The organism is Streptomyces sp. NPDC127197 (assembly GCF_042672405.1).
Taxonomy (GTDB): Bacteria; Actinomycetota; Actinomycetes; order Streptomycetales; family Streptomycetaceae; genus Streptomyces; species Streptomyces flavusporus.
Map to the genome: position 1 here is coordinate 275,656 of NZ_JBHXVG010000001.1, position 25,908 is coordinate 301,563.

General features: G+C 70.5%; 29 protein-coding genes. 12 read left to right on the forward strand and 17 right to left on the reverse strand.

Translation table 11 applies throughout. The annotated features are described in order from the left end of the window. The first annotated feature begins 312 nt into the window (after window positions 1-312). A complete protein-coding gene (locus ACFVJQ_RS01345; RefSeq protein ID WP_385509222.1) occupies window positions 313-1,440 on the forward strand; it encodes a magnesium and cobalt transport protein CorA in 1,128 nt (375 codons plus the stop codon). A 57-nt stretch (window positions 1,441-1,497) separates the two neighbouring features. Here ACFVJQ_RS01345 and ACFVJQ_RS01350 read toward each other — a convergent pair whose 3' ends face one another. Continuing rightward, a complete protein-coding gene (locus ACFVJQ_RS01350; RefSeq protein ID WP_224740369.1) occupies window positions 1,498-1,926 on the reverse strand; it encodes a CBS domain-containing protein in 429 nt (142 codons plus the stop codon). Window positions 1,927-2,088: 162 nt separating this feature from the next. Beyond that, a complete protein-coding gene (locus tag ACFVJQ_RS01355; RefSeq protein WP_224740370.1) occupies window positions 2,089-2,721 on the reverse strand; it encodes a uridine kinase in 633 nt (210 codons plus the stop codon). Window positions 2,722-2,923: 202 nt separating this feature from the next. Between ACFVJQ_RS01355 and ACFVJQ_RS01360 the strand changes: the two genes are divergently transcribed. From ACFVJQ_RS01360 to ACFVJQ_RS01370, 3 genes are all read left to right on the forward strand, one after another. Then, complete coding sequence (locus tag ACFVJQ_RS01360; RefSeq protein ID WP_385509224.1) at window positions 2,924-3,628, forward strand: DUF2293 domain-containing protein; 705 nt, start codon at window positions 2,924-2,926, stop codon at window positions 3,626-3,628. 261 nt (window positions 3,629-3,889) lie between these two features. After that, entirely contained in the window at window positions 3,890-4,369 is a 480-nt protein-coding gene (locus tag ACFVJQ_RS01365) for a DUF1772 domain-containing protein (protein ID WP_385780047.1), read from the forward strand. 150 nt (window positions 4,370-4,519) lie between these two features. Continuing rightward, entirely contained in the window at window positions 4,520-6,007 is a 1,488-nt protein-coding gene (locus ACFVJQ_RS01370) for a glutamate synthase subunit beta (RefSeq protein ID WP_385509226.1), read from the forward strand. A 65-nt stretch (window positions 6,008-6,072) separates the two neighbouring features. On the opposite strand, the gene ACFVJQ_RS01375 is transcribed toward ACFVJQ_RS01370, so the two are convergent. From ACFVJQ_RS01375 to ACFVJQ_RS01385, 3 genes are all read right to left on the reverse strand, one after another. Then, the gene (locus ACFVJQ_RS01375; RefSeq protein WP_385509227.1) at window positions 6,073-6,885 is read right to left on the reverse strand and encodes an SAM-dependent methyltransferase; all 813 of its coding nucleotides are present in this window, start codon (window positions 6,883-6,885) and stop codon (window positions 6,073-6,075) included. Between the two features lie 78 nt (window positions 6,886-6,963). Continuing rightward, window positions 6,964-7,239 carry a DUF397 domain-containing protein gene (locus tag ACFVJQ_RS01380; RefSeq protein WP_385509228.1) on the reverse strand — a complete coding sequence of 92 codons (276 nt, stop codon included), beginning with the start codon at window positions 7,237-7,239 and terminating at the stop codon, window positions 6,964-6,966. Beyond that, the gene (locus ACFVJQ_RS01385) at window positions 7,240-8,100 is read right to left on the reverse strand and encodes a helix-turn-helix transcriptional regulator (RefSeq protein WP_129797316.1); all 861 of its coding nucleotides are present in this window, start codon (window positions 8,098-8,100) and stop codon (window positions 7,240-7,242) included. Window positions 8,101-8,345: 245 nt separating this feature from the next. Here ACFVJQ_RS01385 and ACFVJQ_RS01390 point away from each other — a divergent pair, with 245 nt between their 5' ends. Both ACFVJQ_RS01390 and ACFVJQ_RS01395 read left to right on the forward strand, forming a co-directional pair. Then, window positions 8,346-8,966, forward strand: coding sequence for an ATP-binding protein (locus ACFVJQ_RS01390; protein WP_385509229.1), 621 nt, complete (start codon window positions 8,346-8,348; stop codon window positions 8,964-8,966). Continuing rightward, window positions 8,957-9,391: a hypothetical protein gene (locus ACFVJQ_RS01395; protein ID WP_224735282.1), complete on the forward strand. Its 435-nt coding sequence runs from the start codon at window positions 8,957-8,959 to the stop codon at window positions 9,389-9,391. Before ACFVJQ_RS01390 ends, ACFVJQ_RS01395 begins: the two co-directional genes overlap by 10 nt. Window positions 9,392-9,420: 29 nt before the next feature. On the opposite strand, the gene ACFVJQ_RS01400 is transcribed toward ACFVJQ_RS01395, so the two are convergent. From ACFVJQ_RS01400 to ACFVJQ_RS01425, 6 genes are all read right to left on the reverse strand, one after another. Further along, entirely contained in the window at window positions 9,421-9,597 is a 177-nt protein-coding gene (locus tag ACFVJQ_RS01400; protein ID WP_385509230.1) for a hypothetical protein, read from the reverse strand. Window positions 9,598-9,752: 155 nt separating this feature from the next. Further along, on the reverse strand, window positions 9,753-10,442 hold the full coding sequence (locus tag ACFVJQ_RS01405) for a DUF899 domain-containing protein (protein WP_385509231.1): 690 nt from the start codon (window positions 10,440-10,442) through the stop codon (window positions 9,753-9,755). Window positions 10,443-10,528: 86 nt separating this feature from the next. Continuing rightward, window positions 10,529-11,887, reverse strand: coding sequence for an amidohydrolase (locus ACFVJQ_RS01410; RefSeq protein WP_385780052.1), 1,359 nt, complete (start codon window positions 11,885-11,887; stop codon window positions 10,529-10,531). A gap of 137 nt (window positions 11,888-12,024) precedes the next feature. Continuing rightward, window positions 12,025-13,896 carry an FUSC family protein gene (locus tag ACFVJQ_RS01415; RefSeq protein WP_385780055.1) on the reverse strand — a complete coding sequence of 624 codons (1,872 nt, stop codon included), beginning with the start codon at window positions 13,894-13,896 and terminating at the stop codon, window positions 12,025-12,027. Window positions 13,897-14,121: 225 nt separating this feature from the next. After that, window positions 14,122-14,331, reverse strand: coding sequence for a DUF397 domain-containing protein (locus ACFVJQ_RS01420; RefSeq protein ID WP_385780058.1), 210 nt, complete (start codon window positions 14,329-14,331; stop codon window positions 14,122-14,124). Then, a complete protein-coding gene (locus ACFVJQ_RS01425; protein ID WP_385780061.1) occupies window positions 14,328-15,155 on the reverse strand; it encodes a helix-turn-helix domain-containing protein in 828 nt (275 codons plus the stop codon). The genes ACFVJQ_RS01420 and ACFVJQ_RS01425 overlap by 4 nt, the downstream gene beginning before the upstream one ends. A 164-nt stretch (window positions 15,156-15,319) precedes the next feature. Here ACFVJQ_RS01425 and ACFVJQ_RS01430 point away from each other — a divergent pair, with 164 nt between their 5' ends. Then, on the forward strand, window positions 15,320-15,784 hold the full coding sequence (locus ACFVJQ_RS01430) for an ATP-binding protein (RefSeq protein WP_385780064.1): 465 nt from the start codon (window positions 15,320-15,322) through the stop codon (window positions 15,782-15,784). Window positions 15,785-15,864: 80 nt separating this feature from the next. Next, a complete protein-coding gene (locus ACFVJQ_RS01435) occupies window positions 15,865-16,797 on the forward strand; it encodes an expansin EXLX1 family cellulose-binding protein (RefSeq protein ID WP_385780067.1) in 933 nt (310 codons plus the stop codon). On the opposite strand, the gene ACFVJQ_RS01440 is transcribed toward ACFVJQ_RS01435, so the two are convergent. Together ACFVJQ_RS01440 and ACFVJQ_RS01445 are read right to left on the reverse strand one after the other, a co-directional pair. Beyond that, window positions 16,798-17,625: a maleylpyruvate isomerase family mycothiol-dependent enzyme gene (locus ACFVJQ_RS01440; RefSeq protein ID WP_385780070.1), complete on the reverse strand. Its 828-nt coding sequence runs from the start codon at window positions 17,623-17,625 to the stop codon at window positions 16,798-16,800. Beyond that, the gene (locus ACFVJQ_RS01445; RefSeq protein ID WP_385780073.1) at window positions 17,622-18,398 is read right to left on the reverse strand and encodes a nucleotidyltransferase domain-containing protein; all 777 of its coding nucleotides are present in this window, start codon (window positions 18,396-18,398) and stop codon (window positions 17,622-17,624) included. Before ACFVJQ_RS01445 ends, ACFVJQ_RS01440 begins: the two co-directional genes overlap by 4 nt. A gap of 510 nt (window positions 18,399-18,908) precedes the next feature. On the opposite strand from ACFVJQ_RS01445, the gene ACFVJQ_RS01450 reads away from it, so the two are divergent. The 3 genes from ACFVJQ_RS01450 (at window position 18,909) to ACFVJQ_RS01460 (ending at window position 21,181) form a co-directional block, all read left to right on the forward strand. Then, the gene (locus ACFVJQ_RS01450; protein ID WP_385780076.1) at window positions 18,909-19,598 is read left to right on the forward strand and encodes a hypothetical protein; all 690 of its coding nucleotides are present in this window, start codon (window positions 18,909-18,911) and stop codon (window positions 19,596-19,598) included. A 65-nt stretch (window positions 19,599-19,663) separates the two neighbouring features. Then, on the forward strand, window positions 19,664-20,575 hold the full coding sequence (locus ACFVJQ_RS01455) for a GNAT family N-acetyltransferase (RefSeq protein ID WP_385780080.1): 912 nt from the start codon (window positions 19,664-19,666) through the stop codon (window positions 20,573-20,575). Window positions 20,576-20,734: 159 nt separating this feature from the next. Next, complete coding sequence (locus tag ACFVJQ_RS01460) at window positions 20,735-21,181, forward strand: GNAT family N-acetyltransferase (protein WP_385780083.1); 447 nt, start codon at window positions 20,735-20,737, stop codon at window positions 21,179-21,181. Between the two features lie 8 nt (window positions 21,182-21,189). Here ACFVJQ_RS01460 and ACFVJQ_RS01465 read toward each other — a convergent pair whose 3' ends face one another. Next, window positions 21,190-21,909, reverse strand: coding sequence for an aspartate/glutamate racemase family protein (locus tag ACFVJQ_RS01465; protein ID WP_385780086.1), 720 nt, complete (start codon window positions 21,907-21,909; stop codon window positions 21,190-21,192). A gap of 4 nt (window positions 21,910-21,913) precedes the next feature. After that, on the reverse strand, window positions 21,914-23,365 hold the full coding sequence (locus ACFVJQ_RS01470; RefSeq protein ID WP_385780089.1) for an NCS1 family nucleobase:cation symporter-1: 1,452 nt from the start codon (window positions 23,363-23,365) through the stop codon (window positions 21,914-21,916). A 184-nt stretch (window positions 23,366-23,549) separates the two neighbouring features. On the opposite strand from ACFVJQ_RS01470, the gene ACFVJQ_RS01475 reads away from it, so the two are divergent. Further along, entirely contained in the window at window positions 23,550-24,209 is a 660-nt protein-coding gene (locus ACFVJQ_RS01475; protein WP_385509266.1) for a GntR family transcriptional regulator, read from the forward strand. Here ACFVJQ_RS01475 and pip read toward each other — a convergent pair. Both pip and ACFVJQ_RS01485 read right to left on the reverse strand, forming a co-directional pair. After that, window positions 24,206-25,168 carry a prolyl aminopeptidase gene (pip, locus tag ACFVJQ_RS01480; RefSeq protein WP_385509267.1) on the reverse strand — a complete coding sequence of 321 codons (963 nt, stop codon included), beginning with the start codon at window positions 25,166-25,168 and terminating at the stop codon, window positions 24,206-24,208. The genes ACFVJQ_RS01475 and pip overlap by 4 nt on opposite strands. Window positions 25,169-25,205: 37 nt before the next feature. Next, window positions 25,206-25,907 (reverse strand): uracil-DNA glycosylase, encoded by a 702-nt coding sequence (locus ACFVJQ_RS01485; RefSeq protein WP_385780093.1) that lies wholly within the window; start codon window positions 25,905-25,907, stop codon window positions 25,206-25,208. Between the last annotated feature and the right edge of the window lies 1 nt (window position 25,908).

Sequence of the window (25,908 nt, forward strand, 5' to 3'; positions counted from 1 at the left end):
TTATCCGAATTGCCGGGAGGGGTCGACGCTCCGGTGCGACGGAAGGTCCGCGACGAGATGGACGACGAGGTGGACGAGGTATCGGGCGCCGGGCGCATCGAGACGGGCGGTCGGCACATGCCGGACGTCAGGCGGCGTGATTCCCGCCACGGGACCGCCACGGGCCCCCACAGGCCAACTCCCGTTGTCCACAGGCCGGAACCAAGCGGAACCCGTGGTTTCCACAGGCTTACCCGCCGCTCACGCGGCCCTGGCACACTGGCGCGACAGGCGCAGGATGCGGCGCGAGGGGATCCGAGCAAGGAGATCCAGATGTCCATGGCAGGGAATCTGCGGAAGGTCACGAGCCTCGGCACGGTCGACGGCCTCCGCAAGGTGGCGCGGCTGGCCCGGCGGCGCAGGCGTGTCGACCTGAGCCACCCCGCGCGATCCCCGCTGGGCTCCTCGGTGGTGAACTGCGTGGCGTACGAGGAAGGGGGCCGCGTCCCCGTAGGCGGCGACCTGGTCGACACGGTGGAGCGGGTGCGCAAGAGCGGTGACGGCTTCGTCTGGCTCGGTCTCCACGAGCCGACGAACCAGGAGTTCGCCGGCATCGCCGAGCTGTTCGACCTGCATCCGCTGGCCGTCGAGGACGCGATCGAGGCACATCAGCGCCCGAAGGTCGAGCGGTACGGGGAGACGCTGTTCGCGGTGTTCAAGACGGTCTGCTACGTCGAGCACGAGGAACTCACGGCCACGAGCGAGGTGGTGAACACCGGCGAGATCATGGTGTTCGTCGGCCAGGACTTCGTGATCAGTGTGCGGCACGGACGGCACGGTTCGCTGGGCCCGCTGCGCGAGGAGCTGGAGGCGGAGCCCGGCCAGCTCGCCAAGGGGCCGTCCGCGGTGCTGCATGCGATCGCGGACCATGTGGTCGACGACTACCTCAACGTCATCGACTCGGTACAGGCCGACATCGAGCACGTCGAGACGGATGTCTTCGCGGAGAACGGCGCGCGAGCCGATCCCGGCCGCATCTATCAGCTCAAGCGTGAACTCCTGGAGCTGAAGCGTGCGGTGGTCCCACTCGGCCGTCCGCTCGCGGATCTCGCCAACCGGCCGATCCGGGCGGTGGAACCGGAGATACAGGCCTACTTCCGCGACGTGTCCGACCACCTGCAGCGGGCCACGGAGCAGATAGCCGCCTTCGACGAGCTGCTCAACTCGATCCTGCAGGCCCACCTCGCCCAGGTGACGGTCGCGCAGAACGAGGACATGCGGAAGATCACGGCATGGGCCGCGATCGTCGCGGTGCCGACGATGGTCTGCGGGCTCTACGGAATGAACTTCGACCACATGCCGGAGCTCCACTGGCGATACGGCTACGGCATGGTCATCGGCGTCATATCCCTCGTCTGCCTGGTGCTCTACCGCGGTTTCCGGCGCAACGGCTGGCTCTGAGCGGGCCCGTGATGCGCGCCGGGCGGGGCCGCGGTGCCGGCGGGGCGGGGCATCGGGTCAGCGTGCCGTGCTCCTGGCGTAGACCCGCTCGGCCCAGGCGCCGATCTGGTCCTCCGTCAGATGCTGGGCCAGGTCGGCCTCGCTGATCATGCCGACCAGGCGCTTGTTCTCGATGACGGGCAGACGGCGGATCTGGTGGTCCTCCATCTCCTGGAGCACCTCGCTGACATCGGCGCCGGCGTCGATCCAGCGCGGCGTGCCCTTGGCCATCTCGCCCGCCGTGACCTTGGCCGGGTCGTGACCCATGGCCACACAGCCGACCACGATGTCCCGGTCGGTGAGGATGCCGCAGAGCCGTTCGTTCGCGTCGCTGATGGGCAGGGCTCCGACGTTGAGCTCGCGCATCAGCTGGGCGGCACGGTCCAGAGTCTCGTGGGCGGGGATCCACTGGGCACCACGGTGCATGATTTCTCCGGCGGTGGTCATGGGGTACCTCCCGGTGCCGGACGGCCGGCGCGGCGCAGGACACACCGCTAGTCCCGGCGCCCTACATTCTCGCCGGGTCGCGCAGCGCACGCACCCGGAACCCCCGGCAGCCGGAGCGGGCACGGGGAGGCGCTCACGGAAAGGATTGATCACATACTCCGCTCAGCCGTTCCAGGCCGGGCGGCGCGGATCGTCGGCGCGTACCAGGACGTCGGCCGTGCCGGCGGGATCGGTCTCGTGCTCGTAGCGCTCGAACGCGGGGAGGGTCCAGTGCTCGGGCTCGGGCGTACGGCGGCGCAGGGCGCCCGGCGACAGGAGGAGGTGAACCGTCAGATCGAAGGGGAACCAGTGGCGCAGGAGAAGGGGACCGTGCAGCAACAGGAGGCCACCGGGAGGGAGTTGGACATACGGGCTGCGGGTGGCGCGGTCGGTGACCGGGTCCAGGAGATCGGGCAGGATGCGCCCGTCGCCGCCGGGTTCGAGGGGGCCGAAGACCTCGCGCCACAGTGCGCCGGTGTCGAACCAGCCGTCGTAGTAGGCGTCCACGTCCTGGTGGCCGTGCTCCAGCCGGAGGGAGGCGGGGCGCAGGAAGCCCTCCGTGCCGACGACCAGCGACGGGCGGCCGCGCATGCGCAGCGCCTCGTGGACGCGCTCGGCGAGGTCTCCGGGCCGGGCCGCCGGGGCGCCGTCGAAGGCGATCCGCGGCCAGGGACCACCGTCGGCCGGCTCCAGGTCGAGCAGGCGTTCGGCGAGGCGGTCGCCGAGCCGGTCCCAGGTGATCGCTTCGAGTCGCACAGGGCCATGATGCCGCGCGCTGCCGAAAGCACCGATGGCCGGGCGCCGGGCTCCCGGTGCGGTCGGCGGCGGACAGTCGCGAGTGAGCCCATGCGCGGGGAGACGGGTGAGGTGAGGTGAGGTGCGGTACGAGGTCGGCGGTACGGCGTAAATCCCAGGGGTCCGCGGGCATGAAGCGGACATGGCGGATCAGGAAGCGGATATGACGGACAAGGCAGTGCCCGTGACTCCTTCGTCCCTTACCGGACTCGTCGCCATCCAGCCCCTGAAGAAGAAACGCTGTGCCGCGTGCCGGCGGGGACCACTGTCGCTGCTGGTCCTGGAGGAGGGCGTGCCACGGTGCCTCGACTGTGCCGACCTCGGGCACCTGGTGTTCCTGCCGCGCGGGGACACCGCGCTGACCCGCAGGGCGCGCGAGGAGAGCACGCTGTCGGTGATCGTCATGCGGTTCAACCGGCGCAAGAGCCGGTACGAGCGTCAGGGCGTCCTCGTCGAGGAGGAGGGGCTCACCAGGGCCGAGGAGCGGTGTCTGGCGGACGCGGAGGCCCGACGGCGGCGCCGGGCGAGGGACGCGCAGCGCAGGGCGGTCGAGGACGACCGGTTCACGGAGGCGTTCGCGGCGGAGATCCTGCGGCTGTTTCCCAGGTGTCCGGCCGAGCGGGCGCGGGCGATCGCGGCGCACGCGTCCGTGCGGGGCAGCGGGCGGGTGGGCCGGAGCGCGGCCGGGCGGGCGCTCACCGAGGGGGCGGTGACATCGGCGGTCGTGGCGGCCGTACGGCATGTGGACACGCCGTACGACCAGCTGCTGATGAACGGGGTGGCGAGGTACGAGGCACGGCGGCGGACAGCGGCGGCGGTGGAGACGGTGCTGCGGGGGTGGCGGGAGGCGGGCTCCTACTTTCCGTAGTCATCGCAGCCGTTCCAGCGACGGCCATGGGCAGTTGGCGGTGCCGGCAGCGGATCGGCGTACGGCACGCCACCCCCCTCCCCCGGCTCGGCTGGCCTCCCATGGCCCGCCCCAGCCTGGACGCTCGCGTATGCGGGTGCGGCGATGGGGCATGGTCCGGGTTCCTGTGCGGACATTCACTGGTGGGGAGCGGTGAGTGGTGAGTCGTGATCAAGGATGGGCTGGGCGCGGGCCCGGTCCGAAGTGGGAGATGAGGGCGACATGATCAATGGGCCGTACTTCGTACTGACGGCGTTGGGAGTGCTCGGGACAGGCCTGGTGGCCGGGGTCTTCTGCGCCTTCTCGACGTTCGTGATGCGAGGACTCGCCGCGCTGCCGCCCGCACAGGGCGTGGCCGCGATGAAGGCGATCAACGTGACGGCCGTACAACCGGCCTTCATGATCGTGTTCCTCGGGTCGGCGCTGTTGTGCGCGGTGATCGCCGTGGTGACGTTGGTGGTCTGGCCGGACGAGGGGGCGGTGGAGTTGCTGCTGGGCAGCGCGCTGTATCTGATCGGCTCGTTCGGCGTGACCGTGCTCGCGAACGTGCCGCGCAACAACGCGCTGCTCAAGCTCGACGCGGGGACACCGGAGGCGGCCGCGTACTGGCCCACGTACGTCAGGGAGTGGACGGCATGGAACCACGTCCGCATGATCGCCTCGGCTGCCGCGGCGGTGCTGTACGTGCTGGGGCTCACGTGACGACGCCCGCGTGGTCGGAAGGCCCCCGGTCAACCCGCCAGAAAGCGCTGTCCCACACTCTGCACCCATGGCCGACGGGACGTATCGTGGCCGAAAGAGTGCCGCCCGAAGATGCACGGCCTGTCGTACGCGTACGCAAGGAAATCGGCCATGGGCGATCCCAAGGGTTTCATGACCACCCCCCGCGAGGACTGGCCCCGCCGGCCCGTCGAGGAGCGGGTGCGGGACTGGAACGAGGTCTATGTCCCCGGGGCGCTGCTGCCCATCATCAACAAACAGGCCGACCGCTGTATGGACTGCGGCATCCCGTTCTGCCACGAGGCCTGTCCGCTGGGCAATCTGATCCCGGAGTGGAACGACCTTGTCTCCCGCGACGACTGGCGGGCGGCGAGCGACCGGCTGCACGCCACCAACAACTTCCCCGAGTTCACGGGTCGGCTGTGTCCGGCGCCGTGCGAGGCGGGTTGTGTGCTCGCCATCAACCAGCCGGCGGTCACGATCAAGAACGTCGAGTGCGCGATAGCCGACCGGGCCTGGGAGGAGGGTTTCGCGCCGCCGCGGCCGCCGGAGCGGCTCAGCGGGCGGACGGTCGCGGTCATCGGGTCGGGACCCACCGGACTTGCCGCGGCTCAGCAGCTGACCCGGGCGGGCCACACCGTGGCGGTGTACGAGAAGGACGACCGGCTCGGCGGGCTGATGCGGTACGGCATCCCGGAGTTCAAGATGGAGAAGCACCATCTGGAACGGCGGCTGGAGCAGATGCAGGCCGAGGGGACCAAGTTCCGTACGTCGACGGTGATCGGGCGGGACATCGGGGCAGCGGAGCTGCGGGCGCGCTACGACGCGGTGGTGATCGCGACCGGGGCGACCGCGTGGCGTGAACTTCCCGTTCCGGGGCGTGAGTTGGACGGTATCCATCAGGCCATGGAGTATCTGCCGCTGGCCAACCGGGTGTGCGAGGGAGATCTGGAGGTCTCCCCGCTGTCCGCCGTCGGCAAGCATGTCGTGATCGTCGGTGGCGGCGACACGGGAGCGGACTGTCTCGGCACGGCCGTACGCGAGCGTGCCGCCTCCGTCACACAGCTGGACATCTACGCCCAGCCCGGCGCCGAGCGCGACGAGGACGCCGAGCCCTGGCCGACGTACCCGAAGATCTACCGGCTGTCGGCCGCGCACGAGGAGGCCGGTGCTCTGCGGACCGCGCCGGCGGCGGACGCCGACGCCCGGTTGTTCGCGGCGTCGACGCTCCGCTTCACCGGTGACGCCGACGGACATGTGCGGTCGTTGCACCTCGTCGAGGTGGACGCGCAGCGGCGCCCCGTGCCGGGCACCGGGCGGGCACTCCCGGCCGACCTCGTGCTGCTGGCGCTCGGTTTCTCCGGGCCCGACCGGGCGGACGGCCTCATCGACCAGCTGGAGCTGGCGTTGGAGCCGCGCGGCACGATCGCACGGGATGCCGGATTCGCGACCAACGTCCCGGGCGTGTTCGCCGCCGGGGACGCCGCGCGCGGGCAGTCGCTGATCGTGTGGGCGATCGCGGAGGGGCGGGCGGTGGCAGCCGCCGTCGACCGCCATCTGACGGGGAGTTCACGGCTGCCGGCGCCCATAGGGCCGTATGACCGGCCCATGAGGGTCTAGAGCTGTCCGGCGCGGATCGTGCCGCAGAAGCGGGGTGCCACCGCCGCCGTGAAACCTCGGCAGCCCTACGGCTTGCGCCCCACCGCCCCATACCCGGGAATGACCCCGTCGTCCTGCCCCGGCACGGGCTCCCCCAGCTCCGGATGCCACTCGTGGACCACGGCGACCCCCGGTTCGACCAGTTCCAGTCCGTCGAAGAACCGGGCGAACTCGGCGCGGGAGCGGAGTGCCAGGGTGACGCCCGCGGCCTTCAGTTTCGCGGTTGCCGCCGCCGACTCCTCCGGCGTGAAGTCGGCGGAGGCGTGGGTCATCATCAGGTAGCTGCCGGAGGGCAGTTCGGACAGCAGGCCGGCGACCAGCTCGTGCGCGCCGTCCTCGTCGGAGACGAAGTGCAGCAGCGCGACGAGGGAGAGCGCCACGGGCCGGCTCAGGTCCAGGATCTTCCTGGCCTCCTCGATGATGGTGGCCGGATCCCGCACGTCGGCCTGCAGATACTCGGTCACGCCCTCGGGCGTGCTGCGCAGCAGGGCCGCCGCGTGGGCCAGCACGATCGGGTCGTTGTCGCAGTAGACCACGCGCGCGTCGGGCGCGACGGCCTGGGCGACCTGGTGCAGGTTCGGCTCGGTCGGGATGCCGGTGCCGATGTCCAGGAACTGCCGTACGCCGTTTCCGGCCAGCCAGCGGGTGGCCCGGTGCATGAAGGCGCGGTTGACGCGCGCCATGACCGGCACGCGCGGGTCGAGGGCCAGCATCTGCTTGCCCATCTCCTCGTCGACCGGGTAGTTGTCCTTGCCGCCGAGGTACCAGTCGTACATGCGCGCGGGATGCGGCTTGCTGGTGTCGATCTGGATGGCGCCGGTGGGGTCCTGCCCGGTCATGAGGCACTCCGTAAGCGTCGAATGCGGTAAGTGATCAATTCACTAATCAAATCAGTACTCTTAATCAGTCAGGTCGGTTCAGGACAGCAGAAAGTCCGCCTCCCCCGCCTTCGCGCCCTCGATGAACGCGGTCATCTCGTCGGAGGTGTAGATCAGCGCCGGTCCGTCGGGGTCGGTGGACTGCCGGACCGCTATCCGGCCGTCGGCCAGCTTCATCGCCTCCAGGCAGTTGCCCCCGTTGCCGCCGCTCCACGGCTTGTGCCAGCCCTCGCTGCCCAACTCCCGGGCGGGCATGCCGTTGTAGATCCGCTCGGTGCGGATCCGCGGCCTGGGCTGGGACGTGCTGCGATCCATTCACAACTCCTTGCGGAGATCCCTGAGGATCTCCTTCGTGCGATGTGCCGTGGCGGCCTGCGCCGCCATGCGGTCCATGACCTCGAGGTGGGTCGCCACCTCGGCGCGCGCGTCGAGATAGACGGCGCCGGTCAGGTACTCGCTGTAGACCATGTCCGGCAGTTCGGGCATGGCGAATCGGAACAGCACGAAGGGCCCGTACGTGCCGGGGTGCGGACCCGTGGCGAACGGGACGACCTGCAACGTCACGTTGGGCAGCTTCGTGGCCTCGAGCAGCTTGTCGATCTGCGCACGCATCACCTCCGGACCGCCGACCGGGCGCTGGAGCGCGGTCTCGTCCATCACGACCCACAGCCGGGGCGCGTTCTGACGGGTGAGCAGTTCCTGGCGTTGCATGCGCAGGTCGACATGGCGCTCGATGTCCTCGGGCCGGGTCTGGCCGACGGCGCCCGACCTCAGCACACCGCGCGCGTAGTCCTCGGTCTGCAGGAGGCCGGGCACGAAGTGGGGGTCGTAGCTGCGGATGAGGGCGGCGGCGCCCTCCAGGCTGACGTACATCGAGAACCAGCCGGGCAGGATGTCGTGAAACCGCTGCCACCAGCCGGGTTTGTTGGCCTCCTCGGCCAGTTGCACGAAGGCCTCGGACTCGTCGTCGGGGATGCCGTAGGCCTTGAGGAGCAGTTGGAGGTACGGGATCTTGAGGGCGACCTCGGCCGTCTCCATACGGCGGACGGTGGCGGGGGCGACGCGGAGGATGCGGGCGGCCTCCTCGCGCTTGAGGCCGGCGCGTTCCCGCAGATCCTGCAGGCGTCGGCCGAGGACGACCTGGCCGACCGTCGGCGCGGACCGCGGCTCGCTCACGCTCCACCTCCACTCACGGGAACTGACGACGCCTGGGGCGCTTCCTGACGGCCCGGGCGCGAATCCTGCACAGCCCAGCGGCGCCATTCGAAGATCTATTCGAAGACCGAGGCCGACCTCCGCCGATCCCAACTGGCGCCGCGTCACATGCTGTTGCGAGCAGTGTGCCACGACCCTTCATCGCGTCACACGGCACTCTGCAATTTTCAGAGTGACACTTGCCAAGTGTTCACGCCGGGGCGATAGTGGCAAGCGTGATTCCGTCCGCACCCTTAGGAACAGACGCCGCCGCAGGCCGCTTCGGCCTCGGTTCCGCTTCGGGAGCCGGCCCCCTCAGGGCAGCTGCCGAGCGCCGGTTCCGCTTCGAACTGGCCGCACATCCGGGTTCCCCCGCTCAGGCCAGACGCCTGACGCGTACCCGGCTGACCGGCTGGTCGGTGTGCGAGGACACCTGCGACACGGCCGCCCTGGTGGTGTCGGAGCTGGTCACCAACGCGATCATGCACACCGCGAGCGAGGTCGTCGTCTGCGAGGTGCACGACGGCGACGACGTGGTGCGCATAGCGGTGCGTGACGAGGGGTGCGCTCCGGGCGCTCCGCACCCGTCCCCGCGGCGGCCCGAGGAGGAGCACGGGAGGGGACTGCTCCTCGTCGACTCCCTGTCGCACTCCTGGGGCGCCCAGGAGCACGGCCCCGGCCTGCTGGTCTGGGCAGAGCTGCCGCGCCAGGCCGACGCCCCCCACGACGATCTCGGCTGGGGCGCCCGCCCCAAGCCGGGTCCGTCCGGCGGCTCGGACGAGGAGGACGAGGCGCACCGCGGGGCGCCGGACGCGACGCACCGCGAAACGGGGGCCGAATGGGTCTGACGGCTGCCTCCGGGGGCGGACAGGTGCTCAGTCTGGACACCCTGGTCCGTCTGGGTCGCGGGCTGCGCACCCCGGACACGCCCCGGCGGCTGTCCGTGCCGGACGGTATGACGGCCCCGCTGGGATGCGACGCGGTGGCGGTGCCCGCTCGCTTCGGACCCCTCGTACTGCCCCGGCTGCCCCGTGTGGGGTGCATCTACGCCGACGAGGCGCACTGGTGGTGGCTGGTTCCGTCCGACTCCGACTACGCCCTGGAATGGCCCGCCCCCGCGCGGTACGCCACCGGCGCGCTCGTCCCGGAGACCCCGCGCCTCATCCACCGCCCGGAAGGCACGTTCCCCTACACGCCGCCGATCCCGCTCTATCTGGCGCTGTGCCGGATCATGGGCACGACGCCGACGTGGTCACGGGCGGTCAGCGCCTGAGGCGCCCGCCCGAGGGCGAGCCGGCCGACTCACTCGGTACCGTCGCCACCCCGGACGATCACCAGGAACGTGTCCGTCGCGAGGTCCATGACGACCTCGGCGGGCAGGCCCTCCAGCCGGCGCGCCTGCGCGAACTCCTCCGCCGGCCACGAGCCCCGCGGCCCGCCTGCGGGAAAGCGTTCGAGCACCCTTCGCCCGTTCACCATCTCGCACCTCCAGTAAGCGTCGTACTTGTTGGAGTTAACGCCTTACAGAGGTGAATCGCCTCGGGAAGTGACGGGACTGAGACGTAGTTGACACGCGTTCACGTTGGAATGTGAGGAGCGTCTCTCCGCTTCCGGGTTTGCCGCTACGCTCCGCTTCACTCCTCGTACTCGTCGTGATACCGGATCCGTTCACTGCCCGCAGGCGCCCCGAGGGCCGACGCCCGCCCCTTGGGCTCCTCCCACTCCTCCTGCCGGCCCAGGGCGGTGAGGTCCAGGAAGCTGGTGGTGGAGCCGAGCCCGTCCAGGCCGCGCTCGTACGTGGAGTAGGTGTGGAAGACGCGGTCGCGGACCCGCAGGAAACAGCTCACGCCCGGCCGTTCGACGAGTTCCCCGGCACGTTCCAGGGTCACCTCGAAGTCATGGTTGAAGTCGCTGCCGTACGACGAGTACCAGGGCAGCGTCCAGCCCATCCGCGCCTTGAACGGCAGGATCTTCGTGTACGGCGCTCTGGACACGGCCGCCAACGACGTCCCGCGCGCGTGCAGGTGCGCGAGATGCCCGACCTGGTCGAGGAACGCCGAGCAGCTGCGGCAGCCGGCGTCCCATTCGGGCGCGAACATGAAGTGGTGGACGACGAGCTGATCGCGATCCGCGAAGAGGTCGAGCAGGGTGGCCTTGCCGTCACCGCCCTCGAACACGTACTCCGTGTCGACCTCGACCATGGGCAGCCGACGCCGCTCGGCATTGAGCGCATCACGCGCGCGTGTCACCGCCTTCTCCCTGACCAGCAGTTCCTGCCGCGCCTTGCGCCACTCCTCACGCGAGGCGATCTCCGGAAGCGACATGGTCCCTCCTGTGCAATGGTCCCGTTGCGGTTGGTGACCGTTGGGCGGGGCGGAACTCATCGCGGTTCCGGAAGATTTTCTGGGACCTAGGTGTCGTACTCCTGGATGCGCTTGCCGTGGCTCCGGTCCAGGAGCGCGGGCATCCGCTGCCCCAACTCCCTCACCACCGCGGGCACATCGATCGTCAGCAACTCCCGGTCGCGCATCAGGACCCGCCCGTCCACGATGGTCGTGCGGACGTCGGAGGAGCGGGCGCTGTGCACCAGGGTGGCGGCGAGGTCGTGGACGGGCTGGGTGTGCGGGCCGCTGAGGTCGACCAGGACGATGTCGGCCCGCCGCCCCGGTGCGATACGGCCGACGGTGTCACCGAGTCCGACCGCGCGGGCGCTCTGCAGTGTGGCGTGGTGCAGGGCCTGGCGTGCCGTCAGCCAGCGGGGGTCGCCCTCGGTCGACTTCTGGATGAGGGCGGTGAGCGCCATCGACTCCCACACATCGAGGGAGTTGTTGGAGGCGGCGCCGTCGGTGGCGAGTCCGACGGGGATGCCGATGGCGCGCAGAGCGCGTACGGGGGTGGTGGTGGGCCAGGCGAACTTGAGGTAGCCGCGGGGTGCGGTGGCGACGGCGACACGGCCCGTGGCGTTCCGGAGCACGGGCAGGTCGCGGTCGAGGATGCCGGTGCCGTGGGCGATGAGGACGTCGACGTCGAGGAGCCCGGTCCGTTCCAGGACCTCGATGGGGGTGACGCCGTGGCGGGCGAGGCTGGTGTCGGCCTGGTCGCGGTTCTCGGAGGCGTGGATGTGGACGGGGAGGCCGTGCTCGCGGGCGAGTTCGGCGGTGGCGGCCAGGTCGGCGTCGTCGACGGTGTAGGGGGCGTGCGGGGCGAGGGCGGTGGTGATACGGCCGTCGGCGCCGCCCCGATGCCGTAGCGCGAACTCCAGTGATTTCTCCCGCCCTTGGGGCCCCTGGGAGGAGAAGTAGGCCTCGCCGAGGTGCGCCCGCATCCCGCACTCCTCGACCACCGCGGCGACCGAGTCCATGGCGAAGTAGTGGTCCGCGAAGCAGGTGACGCCGGCCCGGATCATCTCGGCGCAGGCGAGCCGCGCGCCCAACTCGACGTCCTTCTCGGTGAGGTTGGACTCGACGGGCCAGACGACGTCGTTGAACCATTCCTCGGTGGGCAGGTCCTCGGCGACTCCGCGCAGGGCGACCATCGGGGCATGGGTATGGCAGTTGACGAGCCCGGGCATGGCGACCTGCCCGCGGGCGTCGAGGCGTTCGCGCGCCGCCAGGCCCTCGGCTTCGGCGGCGCCGATGACGGCCTCGACGACTCGGTCCCGTACGACGACGGCGGCGTCCTCCTCGAACCCGATCCGCTCCTGATCGTCGTGCACGAGGACGGTGCATCCGGTGATGATGAGATCAGCTTCCGCGGGAGAAGGCGTCATGGGGCCAACGTACGACGGTGTCGTGCCGGGACGTGAGCCGAACCGCGCATCCCCGGCGTCGCGACCGTGTCGCGGGGCGGGGCGGACCCGGGCCGGGCGGGGGACGGAGGCCGGGGACAGCCCTCGTGGTCCGGGCCCTACACGGCGATGGGCAGGTCGGGCAGTCCCAGCCCCACGCGATCACGCCGCTTGGCGAGTTCATCGAGGAGCTCGGTGAGCTGATCGGCGTGCCGGGGGGTGAGCCGGCCGGCGTCGTCGAGGTGGACGGCACACGCGGTGGTCGTGTCGACGAGCCGTTCGAGGACGGCGACGATCTCGTCCGCGCCTTCCGAGTGCCGGGCGAGCGCGGGGAGTTCGGCGGCGGCGAGGGCGATGGCGGCACGAGCCTCGGCGAGGGCCCGGTAGGCCTCGCGGCGGAGGGTCCAGCGGACGGCGCGGGTGTCGGAGTCGGCGTCGGGCTCGTGCAGAACGTGGGCGAGGTACGCCTGAGCCGCGCCGCCCGCCGCAGCGAGCCGGGCCCGCACACCCCCGCCCCGCTGTCCCGGCACCGGCAGATGCCCGACGATCAGCACGATCGCGCAGGCCAGCAGCGTCTCCCCGATCCGGCTGACGGAGGCCTGCGGCTCGCCGCCCACCATCACCAGGGCGAGGACGAGGACGGTCACGACGGCGGTCTGCGCGGCGAAGTGCCGCGTGGCCACGGGAATGAGCGCACCGCTGACGGCGACGAGCGCGATGAGCCCCTCGGGCCGGGGCAGGACGGCGGCGAAGCCCGCGAAGACGAGGGCCCCCAGAACGGTCCCCGCGGCCCGGTTCAGCACACGCGAGGCGAGCGGCCCGAGGTCGGGCTTGACGAGGAAGACGGCGGTGGCGGGAAGCCAGTACCAGTGCTCGTGCTGCCCGTACCACTGGGCGTGATGCAGGGCCTGGGCGACAGCGGCGCTGGCCCCGAAGCAGAGGCCGACACGCAGCCCGTACTCCCGCCCGCCGGCTCCGAAGACGGTGCGAAGCAGAGCCCCGGCCGTACGCCTCCGGGTGTGCAGGTCGGCCCCCTTGCCCCGGTCGAAGGCCTCGGCGGCGTGCAGCAGGGCGTCGTCGAGAGCGCGCAGGGCGGGGGCGTTCCGGTTGGGCGCGGGCAGCGGCCCGGTGTGCGTGCTGCCGCGTACGGCGGCGGCGAGTCGCCGGGGCCCTTCGGAGGCCCGCTCGGAGAGGGTCTCCCCCGCCCACGCGAGCGCGGTGGCGGCCTCGGCGAGGGGAAGGGCAGCGGCGTACTGCGCATGCAGTCGCCGCTCGGCCGCGGAACTGGCGTACCGCCGCAGCCGGGGCCCGGCGAGGGCGTCCTGCGCATGATCGAGGGCGGCGGTGAGGGCGGCACGGCGGGCGGTGGCGTGCGCGGTACCGACGGCGTCGAGAAGCCCGGCGACGGCGTCGTACACGTCGGCCACGGCCTCCCGCTCCCCGTCGAACCGGAAGTCCCCGGCGATCGCCCCGGGCGTCGGCAGCACCAGCCGCAGCCCGAGCAGCCACCCGGCCCCCGCGAGATAGGCGAGAGCCCGCTGCCACCCTTCGTCGGGCAACGGCATCCCGGCCCCGATGGCAGCGGCGACGAGCAGCTGGGTCCCGGCCCCGGAGGCAACGGGCCCCACGGCACTCATGCCGCCGGCGACCAGCCCGACAAGGGTGAGGAGAACGCTCAAGGCCACGACCCCGACATGGTCCCCTGCATACGTCCCGACGAGCATCCCACCGGCTCCCGCGAGCGCAGGCACCCCGAGCCGCCTGACGGAGGCCCGCCGGCTGCCGGGGCGGTCGTTGATACCGGCGAGCATGGCGGCGATGGCGGCTACCACACCGAGGGAGGTGCGGTCGGCGAGCACGGCAACAAGCAGTAACGGCCCGCTGGACAGGGCGCCTCGTACAACCGCGGGCCAGGGCACGGGACCCCGCTGGGCGCGGAGGGCGTGGGCGAGCCAGGGCGGAAGGTGGAACGCGGGGGTGGGGCGGGACACGGGGCTCCTGTCGTCTCGTTGAGGGCGGGGGTGTGCCTTCGGGCGACGGTGGCCGGGCGATGGGTGGGACTCAGTAGGACCCACCGTAGATCGGGGATCCGGAGAAAATGGGGCGCAATCATTTCCCCGAGGTGACACTTGGCCTGGATACCGTGTTCTTTATGTACGCAATCCGGCATGACAGTGCCCCGTGACCGACAGCGCGGTCACGGGGCACTGCAAGGATCACGCCCGGCGGGCAGCGAAGTCGACGAACTCGGTCCAGGCGTTCGGCGTGAGGCGCAGGACGGGGCCGGTCTTGTCCTTCGAGTCGCGGACGTGCAGGACGCCCCTCGCGGCGGCCACCTCGACGCACTCGCCACCATTGCCGGCGCTGTAGCTGCTCTTGAACCAAGCCAGGTCGGCCGTGTCCGGCCCGACCACTTCCCCGCTCATCTCTCTCCCAAAAGCTTCTCGATCAACGCGAGCGATTCAGCCGGTGTGAGCGCCTGCGCCCGGAGGACTCCGTACGCCGCCTCAAGCTCCCGAACCTTCCCACGCTCCGTGTGGACACGGCTGTCCCCTTGGACCTCCGTGTAGGCGATCCTCCGCCCCTCTTTGGTCTCCATCAAGGTGAACGGGCCGGCCAATCCCGCATGTTCCACATGAGAGAGCGGCATCACCTGGATCTCGACGTTGCGTTTCTGCCCAGCCAGGAGGAACTGCTCCAGCTGGCCGCGCCAGACAGCCTCACCGCCGAGCGGACGATGGAGGACGGCCTCCTCGATCACGAAGCTCAGGTGAGGCGCCGGACGCCGGGTGAAGATCTCCTGCCGCGCCAATCGAGCGGCCACCCGCTGTTCAATCACCGCCTCGTCCAACAACGGCCGCCACATGACGCACACGGCCCGGGCGTATTCCTCCGTCTGCAACAGCCCTGGCGCCGCCTGAGTCGCGTACACATGCAACTCAACCGCCTGCGCCTCCAACCGCGCCGCGTCCCGGAAGAAGGCCGGATACTGAGCGCGAGCCACTTCCTCCTTCCCGGCGCTCAACACCCCGCCTGCACCCAGCACTTCGTCCGCCTGGTCGATGAACCTGGGTGGCGGGATCCGCCTCCCCTGCTCGAACGAGGCGATCGTCGACGACGAATACCCGGTCCGCGCCCCCAGCTCCGCCCGATCAAGCCCGGCCCGCTCTCGGCACAGTTTCAGTTGCCGCCCGAACACGGCGAGGATGCCCGCCCCAGCCTCGTACTCGCCGCCACCCTCGGCTTCCACGCCCGGCACCTCCCGTATGCCGCCACCGTTCCAGGACCAACACGCCGCGCAGATGGCCGGTCACGCCTCACCCGTGTACGACTGCACCGCAGCCACGTGGAGCGGCCACCGGTCAGCACATCGCTCCTGTCCAACGCTACGCACAGTCAGTAACTGTTGACCACATGAAGTCAGCGACTCCCCCACAAAGGCACACGGCCCAACAGCCCGCACTCGCACGCGAGTTCGCCATGCAGTTCACCTCCACCCCGCGCGGTGCACGCCTGGCCCGCCGCCTGACCTCCCACCGCCTGCACGACTGGGGCCTTCCCTATGCCTCACCCACCAACGAGATGGTCACCCTGATCACGGCGGAGCTCGCCGCGAACGCCGTCACTCACGGCCACGTCCCCGGCCGCGACTTCCACCTCCACCTCACCTTCAGCGAAGCCGAGAAAGTCATCCGCGTCGAGGTCACCGACACCCGCAGCGAGAGACTCCCCGCGCCGAACGCCCCCGGCACGGACGCCGAATCGGACCCCGGTCTGCTCCTCATCGCAGCCCTCGCGAACGACTGGGGCGTCACCCCTCGCCCGGCGGCACCCGGCAAGACCGTATGGACGGAGTTTCTCCTACCGCACCGCCGCTGAAAGCTCGGCAACCTTTCCGGCCCCGGTGACCACTGATGAGTCGGAAGCCGTGTTCTCCCGAACCACGTAAGGACTCATCCGTGGCATCCCCTTCCCACCGCCGTCCGCTCCGCAAGCGGCGACGCACCGCCCTCGTCTCCACTGTCGCCGTGGCGGCCACCGTGCTCGTCGTCTCGCTGGTCGTGGCTCTCCGCCCCGACCGGGATGCCAATACCGTGCAGGCCACGGCCACGCCCGTCGCCGGCACCCAGGTGAGCGCCTCGCCAACGAAGCCAAAGCCGACGCCGTCCACAGCGTCCCCGACCCCGACGCCCACCGCGACCACCTCGTCGGCGCGGCCGTCGCCCAGGAGCACCCCCAAACCCGCCCAACGCCCGGCTTCCGGCACAGCATCACTGGCGGGACGGATTCAGCCCGAGGTCACCTACCGGGGCGTCGCGACCCACTACGACGCGGGAGACGGCGACGGCGCCTGCCTGTACGGCCCGAGCCCCGACCTCATGGTCGCGGCGATGAACCACACGGACTACGAGTCGTCCAAGGCGTGCGGGGCGTACGTGCTGGTCCGTGCGGTCGGCGGCGCCTCCGTAACGGTCCGGATCACCAACGAATGCCCGCTGCCCTGTGCGCCCGGGCAACTCGACCTCAGCAAACAGGCCTTCGCCAAACTCGCCGACCTCTCCGCCGGCCGGATTCCGATCACCTGGAGCCTGCTGAGCCTCAGCACATCCGACACGGTCTCGATCCGGTACAAGACCGGGTCCAGCCGCCACTGGTGCGGCATCCAGGCGATCGGCCACCGCAACCCGCTGGCCCGGCTGGAGGTCGGCGTCGGCAGCGGCTGGCGTCAGCTCTCCCGTACGGACTACAACTACTTCCTCTCCGCCGACGGCACCGGCTGCGGCGGCCCGCTAAGGCTCACCGACATCTACGGAGAACAACTGACCGTCAACGGCGTCGCAATACGCCCGGACGCCGTACAGCCGACCCGGGTCCAGTTCACCCAACACTGATCAGTAGACGATGGCCACGACCTTGCACGCAGCTTCGGCAAGTCGGCGCTCTCCCTGGACGCGGGCTCGGCCGAGGGCAGTGGCGGGCTCGATGCCACGTGTGCACAGGCGCCAGGCGGTCTCTGTATCCAGGAGTACCGCTGCGGTCGGCCTGCCGCTGGGCGGCTCGGCCAGTGACCAGCGGTCCGCAGTGGCGGTGGCGGTCCACCTGCCGCCGGCCGGCCCCTCGGCGATCACTTCGATTTGGGCCCCGGCAGGTGCTGTCGTATGCCGCAGAGTGTGGGGCAGGGCCCGCATGAAGGTGTCCAGGACCGTGGACAAGGCGTGCGGTTCCGGGTCGGTGTCGCGGCCGATGGCATGGCGGATCTGCTGCCGGTGTGTCCAGTGCTCGGTGAACTCCCGGGCGATGTCCAGCCATCCTGGCGCCGGGTCGGCTCCTGCCCACGACACGCCCAGGGCGGGCGCTTCGAGGTCGGCGGTGGCGAATCGCTGGGCGAGTTGGGTCCCGGCCTCTTCCAGGGCACCGATGAGCGAGGCGGGGCTGTCGTCGGCGTGGAGGTCGACCCATTCCTGATTGGTGCGGTGGATGAACGCCTCCAGCGTCTCTCCAGGCGTGAAGGCACGCCGGTATCCGCCTGGGGTGCGACCGAGGCGTCCGCAGTAGTCGCCGAGGATGTGGGCGGCGAGGTCATGCACGGTCCAGCGCGGGAGTGCCGTTCTGCTCCAGTCAGCGGGCCGCAGGCCACGCAAGGTGTCGAGGAGTGCTCCCAGCTCCGAACCGAACAACGGGCGAGCGTCGATCGGGTCGCCCAGCCAGGAAGTGGTCATCGGCGGGCCACCTCCACGGCCCGGCCGAGGAGCATCTCGGCCTCGGTGACCGACCGGGCGAGCGCCTCCGGATCGCGCGTCAGATTCCCCACCAGTACGTCGACTTCCTGCAGCCCGGCCCGCTCGACGAGGCCCTTCTCGTTGGTGACCCACTCCCCGCGCGCCGCCAGCACCGCATGTGCCGTCTGCGCCGCGGCCAGGGCGATCGCGCCCGCGACCTGGGTGAGGTCGCCCTTGGGTGCGTGTCCCGCCTTCGCGTACGCAAGGGTGGCCGCGGCCATGCCGTACCACCGTGCCGGGGCGTTCTCGCGCAGCGCCGACGGATAGGCTGCGGGGCGCGGCAACTCGCCCCGCAGCACCTTGTTGACGGCGAGTTCGGCGACGAGCAGGTATGTCGGAATGCCCGCCAGGTGGAACATCAGCGGTTCGACACGGAAGCGCCCCGCCTCCGCCTCCGCCAACTCGTGCTCCACGACGTCGAGATCCCGATAGTGGACGTCCACGCGCCTGCCCTCGATCGTCAGCCAGGCGCCGCCGTTGAATACGCCGCCGCCCCAAGCCCCGATCTCGGTGACCTCGCCCTCCCAGCCGACCGCGCGCAGGCCGGCGGGGTCGAAGGCGTCCCGGTAATAGATGGCCAGATCCCAGTCGCTCTCGGGACGTTCCGTGCCCTGGGCGCGCGAGCCGCCGAGGGCGACTGCCTGGACCGTGGGGAGAGCGGCCAGGCGGTCGGCGGTGGTGTTGAGGAAGGTGGCGTCGTCACGGGAGGGCATGTGTGCAGCGTATGTAGCTGTGTGCCATGGCTCCACACGATTACGCAGTCGCCGCCCGCCCCGGGACTCTGGGCCTCACCCCGTCGCCGCCCCTCCGAAGTCCGCCCCTGGAATACCGCCCCGTCTCTCCACGATCCGCAGCAACGGCTCCCGTAGGGCAGCCAGGTGGTGGTGAAGGGGCGGATGGTGTTGTTGATGAGATGCATGCGAGGGTCTGGACTGTAGGTGCGCCGGTCTCCGAACCGCGCTCTAGACCGATGCTGTACGTGTGCAACGTGCCCCGCGTGAAGTGGATCAACGACTCAGCGAGGTCAGTGCCTCGCGCAGGCTTCCCGCCCCCGGAGGGGTCCTGACGGTTCCGGCGGTTGAGTACGCCTCTGACCGCCGACGGTTGACCCTGACGGCCTGACGTCTCGCGCCGACCTCCGGAGTCGCCGCGAGGGCGATTGTCAGTGGTGCGCGTTACCAATGAACTCGTCACTCAGCGTAACGATGACGGGGGAAGCAGTGATGACGACGCACGAGAAGGATCACAAGGGTCAAGAGGCCCACGCCGGCCAAGACCCGCAGCCGACCTGCGCCTACCTGTCCGTCGCCGGACTGCGGGCTCGCGGCTGGACTCCCGGCATGGTGCGGCAACTGCTCGGCGAACCCGATCAACTGCGCACCAATCCGTACTTCCGCTCCGCCCCGCAGACCCGCCTCTACCGCACCGAGCGCGCCGAAGCCGCGGAGCGGAGTGAGGAGTTCCGGGCCGCTTCGGCCGCTGCCGCGCGACGGTCCGCCGCAGCGCGGGCTGCCGCTCTGCGCAGGCGGCGGGAGGTGTTGGCGCGGATCGCGGCGGAACCCATCGATGTGCCGCGGCTCGCCCCGCACACGCTGGCAACGCTGGCGGTCGAGCACCGCAATCGCCGGGACGAGGAGCGGGCGTTGTGGCGATGGGGGCACGTGGCGGATCCGGCCACGGTGGAGAGCGCCGAGCCCGGCGCGCTCGACCGCTGGAAGGTCAACTACCTGCGCCATCGGCTGACTCGCTACGACGAGATCCTCGACGAGTTGTTCGGGCGCATCGGACGCGCGGCTGTGGAGGATCTGCTGCGGCGCAGGGTCTACGCGGCCATCTCCAAGGCGTACCCGGACCTTGCACAGGAGTGCGAACGCCAGCTGCGTGAACGGGAGTGCGGTCCATCGCCCGGATGACATCCCCGGGTGAAGCTCCGAGGGCGCCGGGCCGGCAAGTTGCCACATCCCTACGCTCCGGGCCCATGAAGGATGATCAAGTCGCCCGTGTGCACGAACGCCTCGCAGCCCGCGCCGAGTTGTGTCCTGTCGCCTTCGATGAAGGCCGTCGGTTCGAGCTCTGGGACCTCGCCTCACTCGCCGAAGGTGCCCTCGGCGAGTGCGTCGACCCGGAGTCGCTCACCGTGTCGAGCGAGAAGCGGTGGCGGCTCCGGCTGGGCTCGGACGGGCGTGAGCACAGACACGACGACGACCTCCGCAGGAGGTACTGGATCTGCTCGCCGGGCGGCGGGCCCATGGGGACCATCGCCGTCGACACCTGGCCCGTGGGCGTGGGCGCGGTGCGCATCTCGTCGCTGTACGTCCATCCCGTCGCCCGCCGGCAAGGACTCGCCTCGGCCGCACTGGACATGGTGTACGACACCTGCCGCGCCGAAGGGCTGCACGGGTTCCGTCTGGACACGTACTGGACCTGGCAGCCGACGGTCCGCTACTACCTCGGCCGAGGGCTGTGGGTCACCTCGTGGAAGCATGCGCTGGGGCTCGCCCGGCTGTCGTATCTGCCTCGGTACGAGGTCCGGGAGAACGAGGAGGGTGAGGTGACGTTCCTGGTGGCCGACACCGAGGGGCAGTTGGTCCCGCTCCTCGTCGCCGGAAGCGACCGTGGGCAGCTGCGCCTGCGCGAGACCGAGCGGTACCGGCGTATGAGGGAAGAGCGGGATGTCGTACGGGTGTATGCGCGCTCGACTCTGGCGTTGCATCTGGCCGTGCGCGGGCGGCCGTTGGTGCGCGGGGCGGAGGAATGGGCCAAGGCCCACTGGTCGTGTGACATCGGGGAGCCGGAGGGGCTCGCGTACAAGATCGGCGTCTTCGAGCGAGTCGCGCGGGAAGGGGGATGGCGGGTGGAGAGTCCGTACGACGGTCTTCCGGCCGTGTGACGCGGGCGCGCGTAAATTCGGATGCGGGATCGGCAACCGGGCTGGAGGATCGGTGAGTTGTGCACAGTCGGCCCTCTCAGGAGCTCCCTTGATCCAGCGCGTCACCGTCCCCGCGCTCCTTCCACCGCCCATCTACTCCCACGCCTCCGGGGCGCGCTCATGACGGTCGTCCTGCGCCGAGCCGAAGCCGCCGACGCGCGCCTCGCGGCCGACGTCTGGCTGCGTTCCTTCGCCGCCGCGCTGCCGACCGTCGTCCGGCCTCGCACCGATGACGAGGTGCGCGCCTACTTCCAAGAGGTCGTGGTGCCCCTCCGGGAGACCTGGGTCGCGGAGTCGGCGGACGGCGTCGTGGGCGTGATGGTGCTCGCCGGGGCCGAGCTGTCCCAGCTGTATCTCCACCCCGACTGGCGCGGCCGCGGCATCGGTGACCGGTTCGTCGCGCTCGCCAAGGAGCGCAGTCCGCAGGGCCTGACGCTGTGGACCTTCCAGGTCAACACGCCCGCCCACCGCTTCTACGAACGCCACGGCTTCGTCGCCGTAGAGCGCACCGACGGCAGCGGGAACGAGGAGCAGGAGCCGGACGTGCGGTACGTGTGGCGGCCGTGAGCTCCCGGTCACCCCACGCCCCGCCCCCACTCCCGCCTCTTCCGCACCGGCCTCGCATAACTCCCCGCCCGGCTCGTGGTCAGCCCCAGCCCGACCAGCGACTCCGCCAACCGCACCGCCGCCCCCACCCCGTCGACGACCGGCACCCCCAGCTTCTCCCCCACCGCCCGCTGCAGCCCCGTCATCCCGGCGCACCCCAGCACCAGTACCTCGGCCCCAGCCGCCCGCGCCCGTTCGGCGGCCGCCAGGAACGCGGCCTCGGTACGGTCGGTGTCGCCGAGGTCGAGGACGCCCAGCCCCGTGCCGACGACGGCGACACAGTTCCGCCCCACCCCTGCCGTCTCCAGGCTGTCCTCGATCTGCCCGCACGACCGCTCCAGCGTGGTGACGACGCCGTACCGCCGGCCCAGCAGGCAGGCCAGATGCGCCGCGGCCTCCGTGATGTCGACGACGGGTACGTCCAGCAGCTCCCGTGCGCCTTCGCGCCCGTGCTCCCCGAAGCCGGCCATGACGACCGCGTCGTACGGCGGTCCCTCGTACGTCCGCAGTGCGTCCAGGACAGCCGCCGCCGACAGGTAGCTGTCGAGCCAGCCCTCCGCGGACTCAGGGCCCCAGGAGGGGGTCAGCCCGGTCACGGTGGTGCCCGGGCCTGCGGCGGCCCGGGCACCTCGTACGATCTCCTCGGTCATCTCCTGCGTGGTGTTGCAGTTGGTGACGACGATCCGCACTCGTTCAGCCCTCCACCACGCTGCGCTCGCGTCGGCACAGGACCGCGTACAGCCCGGCCGCCAGGGCCGTGCCGATGAACCACGAGTACGGCGCCACGTCGCTGAACGTCTTCACCAGCGCGAGCACCGCCGCGACCGCCGCGGCCGGCAGGAACGCCCACAGCGCCTTGGGGTTGACGCCCTTGCGGTAGTAGTAGCGGGAGCCGGGCTCGGCGTTGAACAGTTCGTTCACGTCGACGCGGCCGCGCTTGACCCAGTAGTAGTCGACCATGATGACGCCGAACAGCGGGCCCAGGAAGGCGCCGAGGCCGCCCAGGAAGTAGTTGACGACCGTCGGGTTGGAGAACAGGTTCCAGGGGGTCACGAGCAGCGCCGCGACCGTGCTGATCATGCCGCCGACCTTGAAGGTGATCTTCTGCGGCCAGACGTTGGCGAGGTCGTACGCCGGTGAGACGAAGTTGGCGACGATGTTGACGCCCATGGTGGCGATGGCGAACGTCAGGGCACCCACGACCAGGACCCAGGTGTTGCCGATCTCGGCGACGAGGTAGGCGGGGTCGGTGATCTCCTTGCCGAACACCTCGTACGCGCCCGCGGTGACGACGACCGACAGGATCACGAACGCCGTGGAGTTGACGGGCAGGCCCCAGAAGTTGCCGCGCTTGACGGTGCGGTAGTCGGGTGCGAAGCGGGAGAAGTCGCAGAAGTTGAGCATCAGGGTGCCGTACGTCGCCAGCACCAGGCCGACCGCGCCGAACCACTGGCGCCACTGCTCACCCACCGACACCGGGTGCGGGGTGCTGGTCAGGGAGATGGTCCAGTCGGCCTCGGCCAGGATCCAGACCGCCAGTGCGATCATCACCACCCAGATCGCCGGGCCGCAGAAGTCCTGGAACTTCCGTACGGACTCCATGCCCCGGCTGATGATCATCGCCTGGACCAGCCACAGGGCCACGAACGACACCCAGCCCAGCGCGTCGAGCCCCAGGAACGAGCTGTGCGTCCAGGACTCCAGGCCCGGCCAGGCCGCCAGCAGCATCACGTTGACGGCGACGGAGGCGAGATAGGTCTGGATGCCGTACCACATGATGGCGATGACGGCCCTGATCAGTGCGGGGATGTTGGCGCCCCAGACGCCGAAGCCGATACGGCTGACGACCGGGAAGGGGACGCCGGTGCGCTGGCCGATGCGGCCCATCATGTTCATCCCGACGTAGATGATCACGAAGCCGATGAGCAGCGACGTGAAGATCTGCCAGACGTTCATGCCGAGGAAGAGCAGGCCCGCGGCGAAGGTGTAGTTGCCGAGGTTGTGGACGTCGGACATCCACATGGCGAAGAGGTCGAAGACCTTCCAGTTGCGCTTGCCCGCGGGCGCGAGGTCTTCGTTGGTGAGGCGTGGGTCGGGGACGAACGCTGTCGTGCCGGCGGCTTCGGCACGGTCGGCGAGGGACACGGGGCCTCCAGGGGACGGAAGGGGATACGGCGGCCTTTGTGCGGGTGTGGGGAGCTTGCAGGCGTAGAGGTGAAGCATTTTGGTATACCAAACTGCCGACATGGTCCCGCCGTCAACCGTTCCGACCGATGTCGCTGTTGTTAACGCTGAGTAAAAGACACCCGGGGTCGGCGAAGATGGCCCCATGACGAAGATCGAACCTCTCGGAGCCGTGCGCGAGCGCGTCCTGGCCGCGCTGCGGCAGGACATCATCGCGGGCCGCCTCCGCCCCGGCGACCGGCTGGTCGAGCGCGAGCTGGCCGAGCGGTTCGGGGTCTCGCGTGTGCCGGTCCGCGAAGCGATCCGGGCGTTGGTCGCGGAAGGGTTCGTGCTCTTCGAGACACCGCGGCGCACGGTCGTACGCCGGCTCACCCCGACCGACGTCAAGGAACTGTTCGAGCTCCGCGAGGCGTTGGAGGTCTACGCGGCCGGCCTGGCCGCGTCACGCGCGACGCCCGAGGCACTGGCGGAGCTGCGGGACCTGCTGCGCAGCGCGGCCGACGCCACCGAGGCCGGGGACGCCGAGACCATCACCGACGTCAACACCCGTTTCCACGACCGCATCCTGGCGATGGCGGGCAACAGCCTGCTCATCTCGGTCATGGAACCGGTCGACGGCCGCCTGCGCTGGCTCACCCGGCAGAACGAGGAGTGGCCCCAACTTCTCACCGAACACCGGGAGTTGTACGAATCGATCGCCTCCGGCGACCCGGACCGGGCGCGCGCCCACGCCCTCAGCCACGTACGGGCCAACTACCGCTCGACAGTGCGGCACCTGTTCGGCGAGGCCGAGGAAGCCCCTTAGCGTGCGGCGTACTTGTCCGTCGCCGCCACCAACATCTCCGTCATCCCGGGCGCACCCGCGTTGTGCCCGGCCTCGTCGACCACCACCAGCTCGCTGCCCGGCCAGGCGTGGTGCAGCCGCCAGACGATGCCGAGCAGGTTGCCGAAGTCGAGGGCGCCCTGGACGAGGGTGCCGGGGATGCCCTTCAGCAGATGGGCGTCGCGCAGGACGACCTCGTCGTCGACGCCCTCGCCCAGCAGGTGGTCGTTGCCCCAGTAGTGCGTCACCGTGCGGGCGAAGCCCATGCGGAACGCCGGGTCCTCATAGCGTTCCACCGAACGCGGCGGCGCGGGGATGATCGCCGTCTCCCAGTCGGTCCAGGCACGCGCCGCCCGCTCCCGCACCGCCGGATCGGGGGACTCCAGCAGCCGGTTGTACGCGGCGGCGAGGTTTCCGTCGCGTTCGGCCACGGGCAGTTCGCCCACGAAGCGTTCGAAGGCCTCCGGGAAGATCCGGCCAAGTCCCCTGGTCATCAGGGCCACTTCGGCGTTCGAGCCGGTCGCGACACCGGTCAGCACCAGCTCGGACACCGCACCGGGGTGCGTCTGTGTGTACCGCAGCCCGAGCACCGACCCCCACGACACGCCCCACACCAGCCACCGCTCGATCCCGAGGTGGCGCCGCAGCAGCTCCAGGTCGGCGATGATGTGCGGCGTCGTATTGACGCTCATATCGGTGTCGTACGCGCTCGCCGGCGGCGTCGAACGCCCGCAGCCACGCTGGTCGAGCAGCACGATGCGGTATGCGGCCGGGTCGAAGTAGCGCCGGAAGCTCGGGGAACAGCCGGAGCCGGGCCCGCCGTGCAGCATCACCGCGGGCTTGCCGTGCGGGTTGCCGCAGGTCTCCCAGTAGATGCGGTTGCCGTCACCGACGTCGAGCATGCCGTGGTCGTACGGTTCGATCTCCGGATAGAGGCCCATCGGGGCACCGTAACGTCGCTACGGTGGCCCTGTCCCGTCAATTTCGCGCCGCCAGGCCCGCCGTACGTGCCGCTGTGCGCAGCACGTCCCGCAGCATCTGAGGGGTGAGGCGGCCGGTGAAGGTGTTGCGCTGGCTGACGTGGAAGCAGCCGAAGAGGTCCAGTCCGTCGAGGGCCACTCGCGCGCCGTGCGCGAAGGCCGGCCGGGGCCGTGGCACCGTCCAGCCCGCCTCCGCGAACGCCGGGAGCGCGGCCTGCCAGCCGAAGGCGCCGAGCACGACCACCGCCCGCAGGGTGGGGCGCAGCAGGTGCAGTTCCTGTACGAGCCAGGGGCGGCAGGTGTCCCGTTCCTCGGGGGTGGGTTTGTTGGCGGGCGGGGCGCAGTGGACGGGGGCGGTGACGCGTACGCCGTACAGCTCCAGGCCGTCGTCGGCGGTGCGGGAGGTGGGCTGTGAGGCCAGACCCACGTCGTACAGCGCCTCGTAGAGCACGTCCCCGGACCGGTCGCCGGTGAACATCCGGCCGGTGCGGTTGCCGCCGTGCGCGGCCGGGGCCAGGCCGACGATCAGCAGCCGGGCGTCCGGCGGGCCGAAGCCCGGGACGGGCCGCCCCCAGTACGTCCAGTCGGCGAAGGCGGCGCGCTTGGTACGGGCCACCTCCTCACGCCAGGCGACCAGCCGCGGACACGCCCGGCAGCCCGCGATCCGCTGGTCGAGGGCGCAGAGGCTGCCGACGTCCATG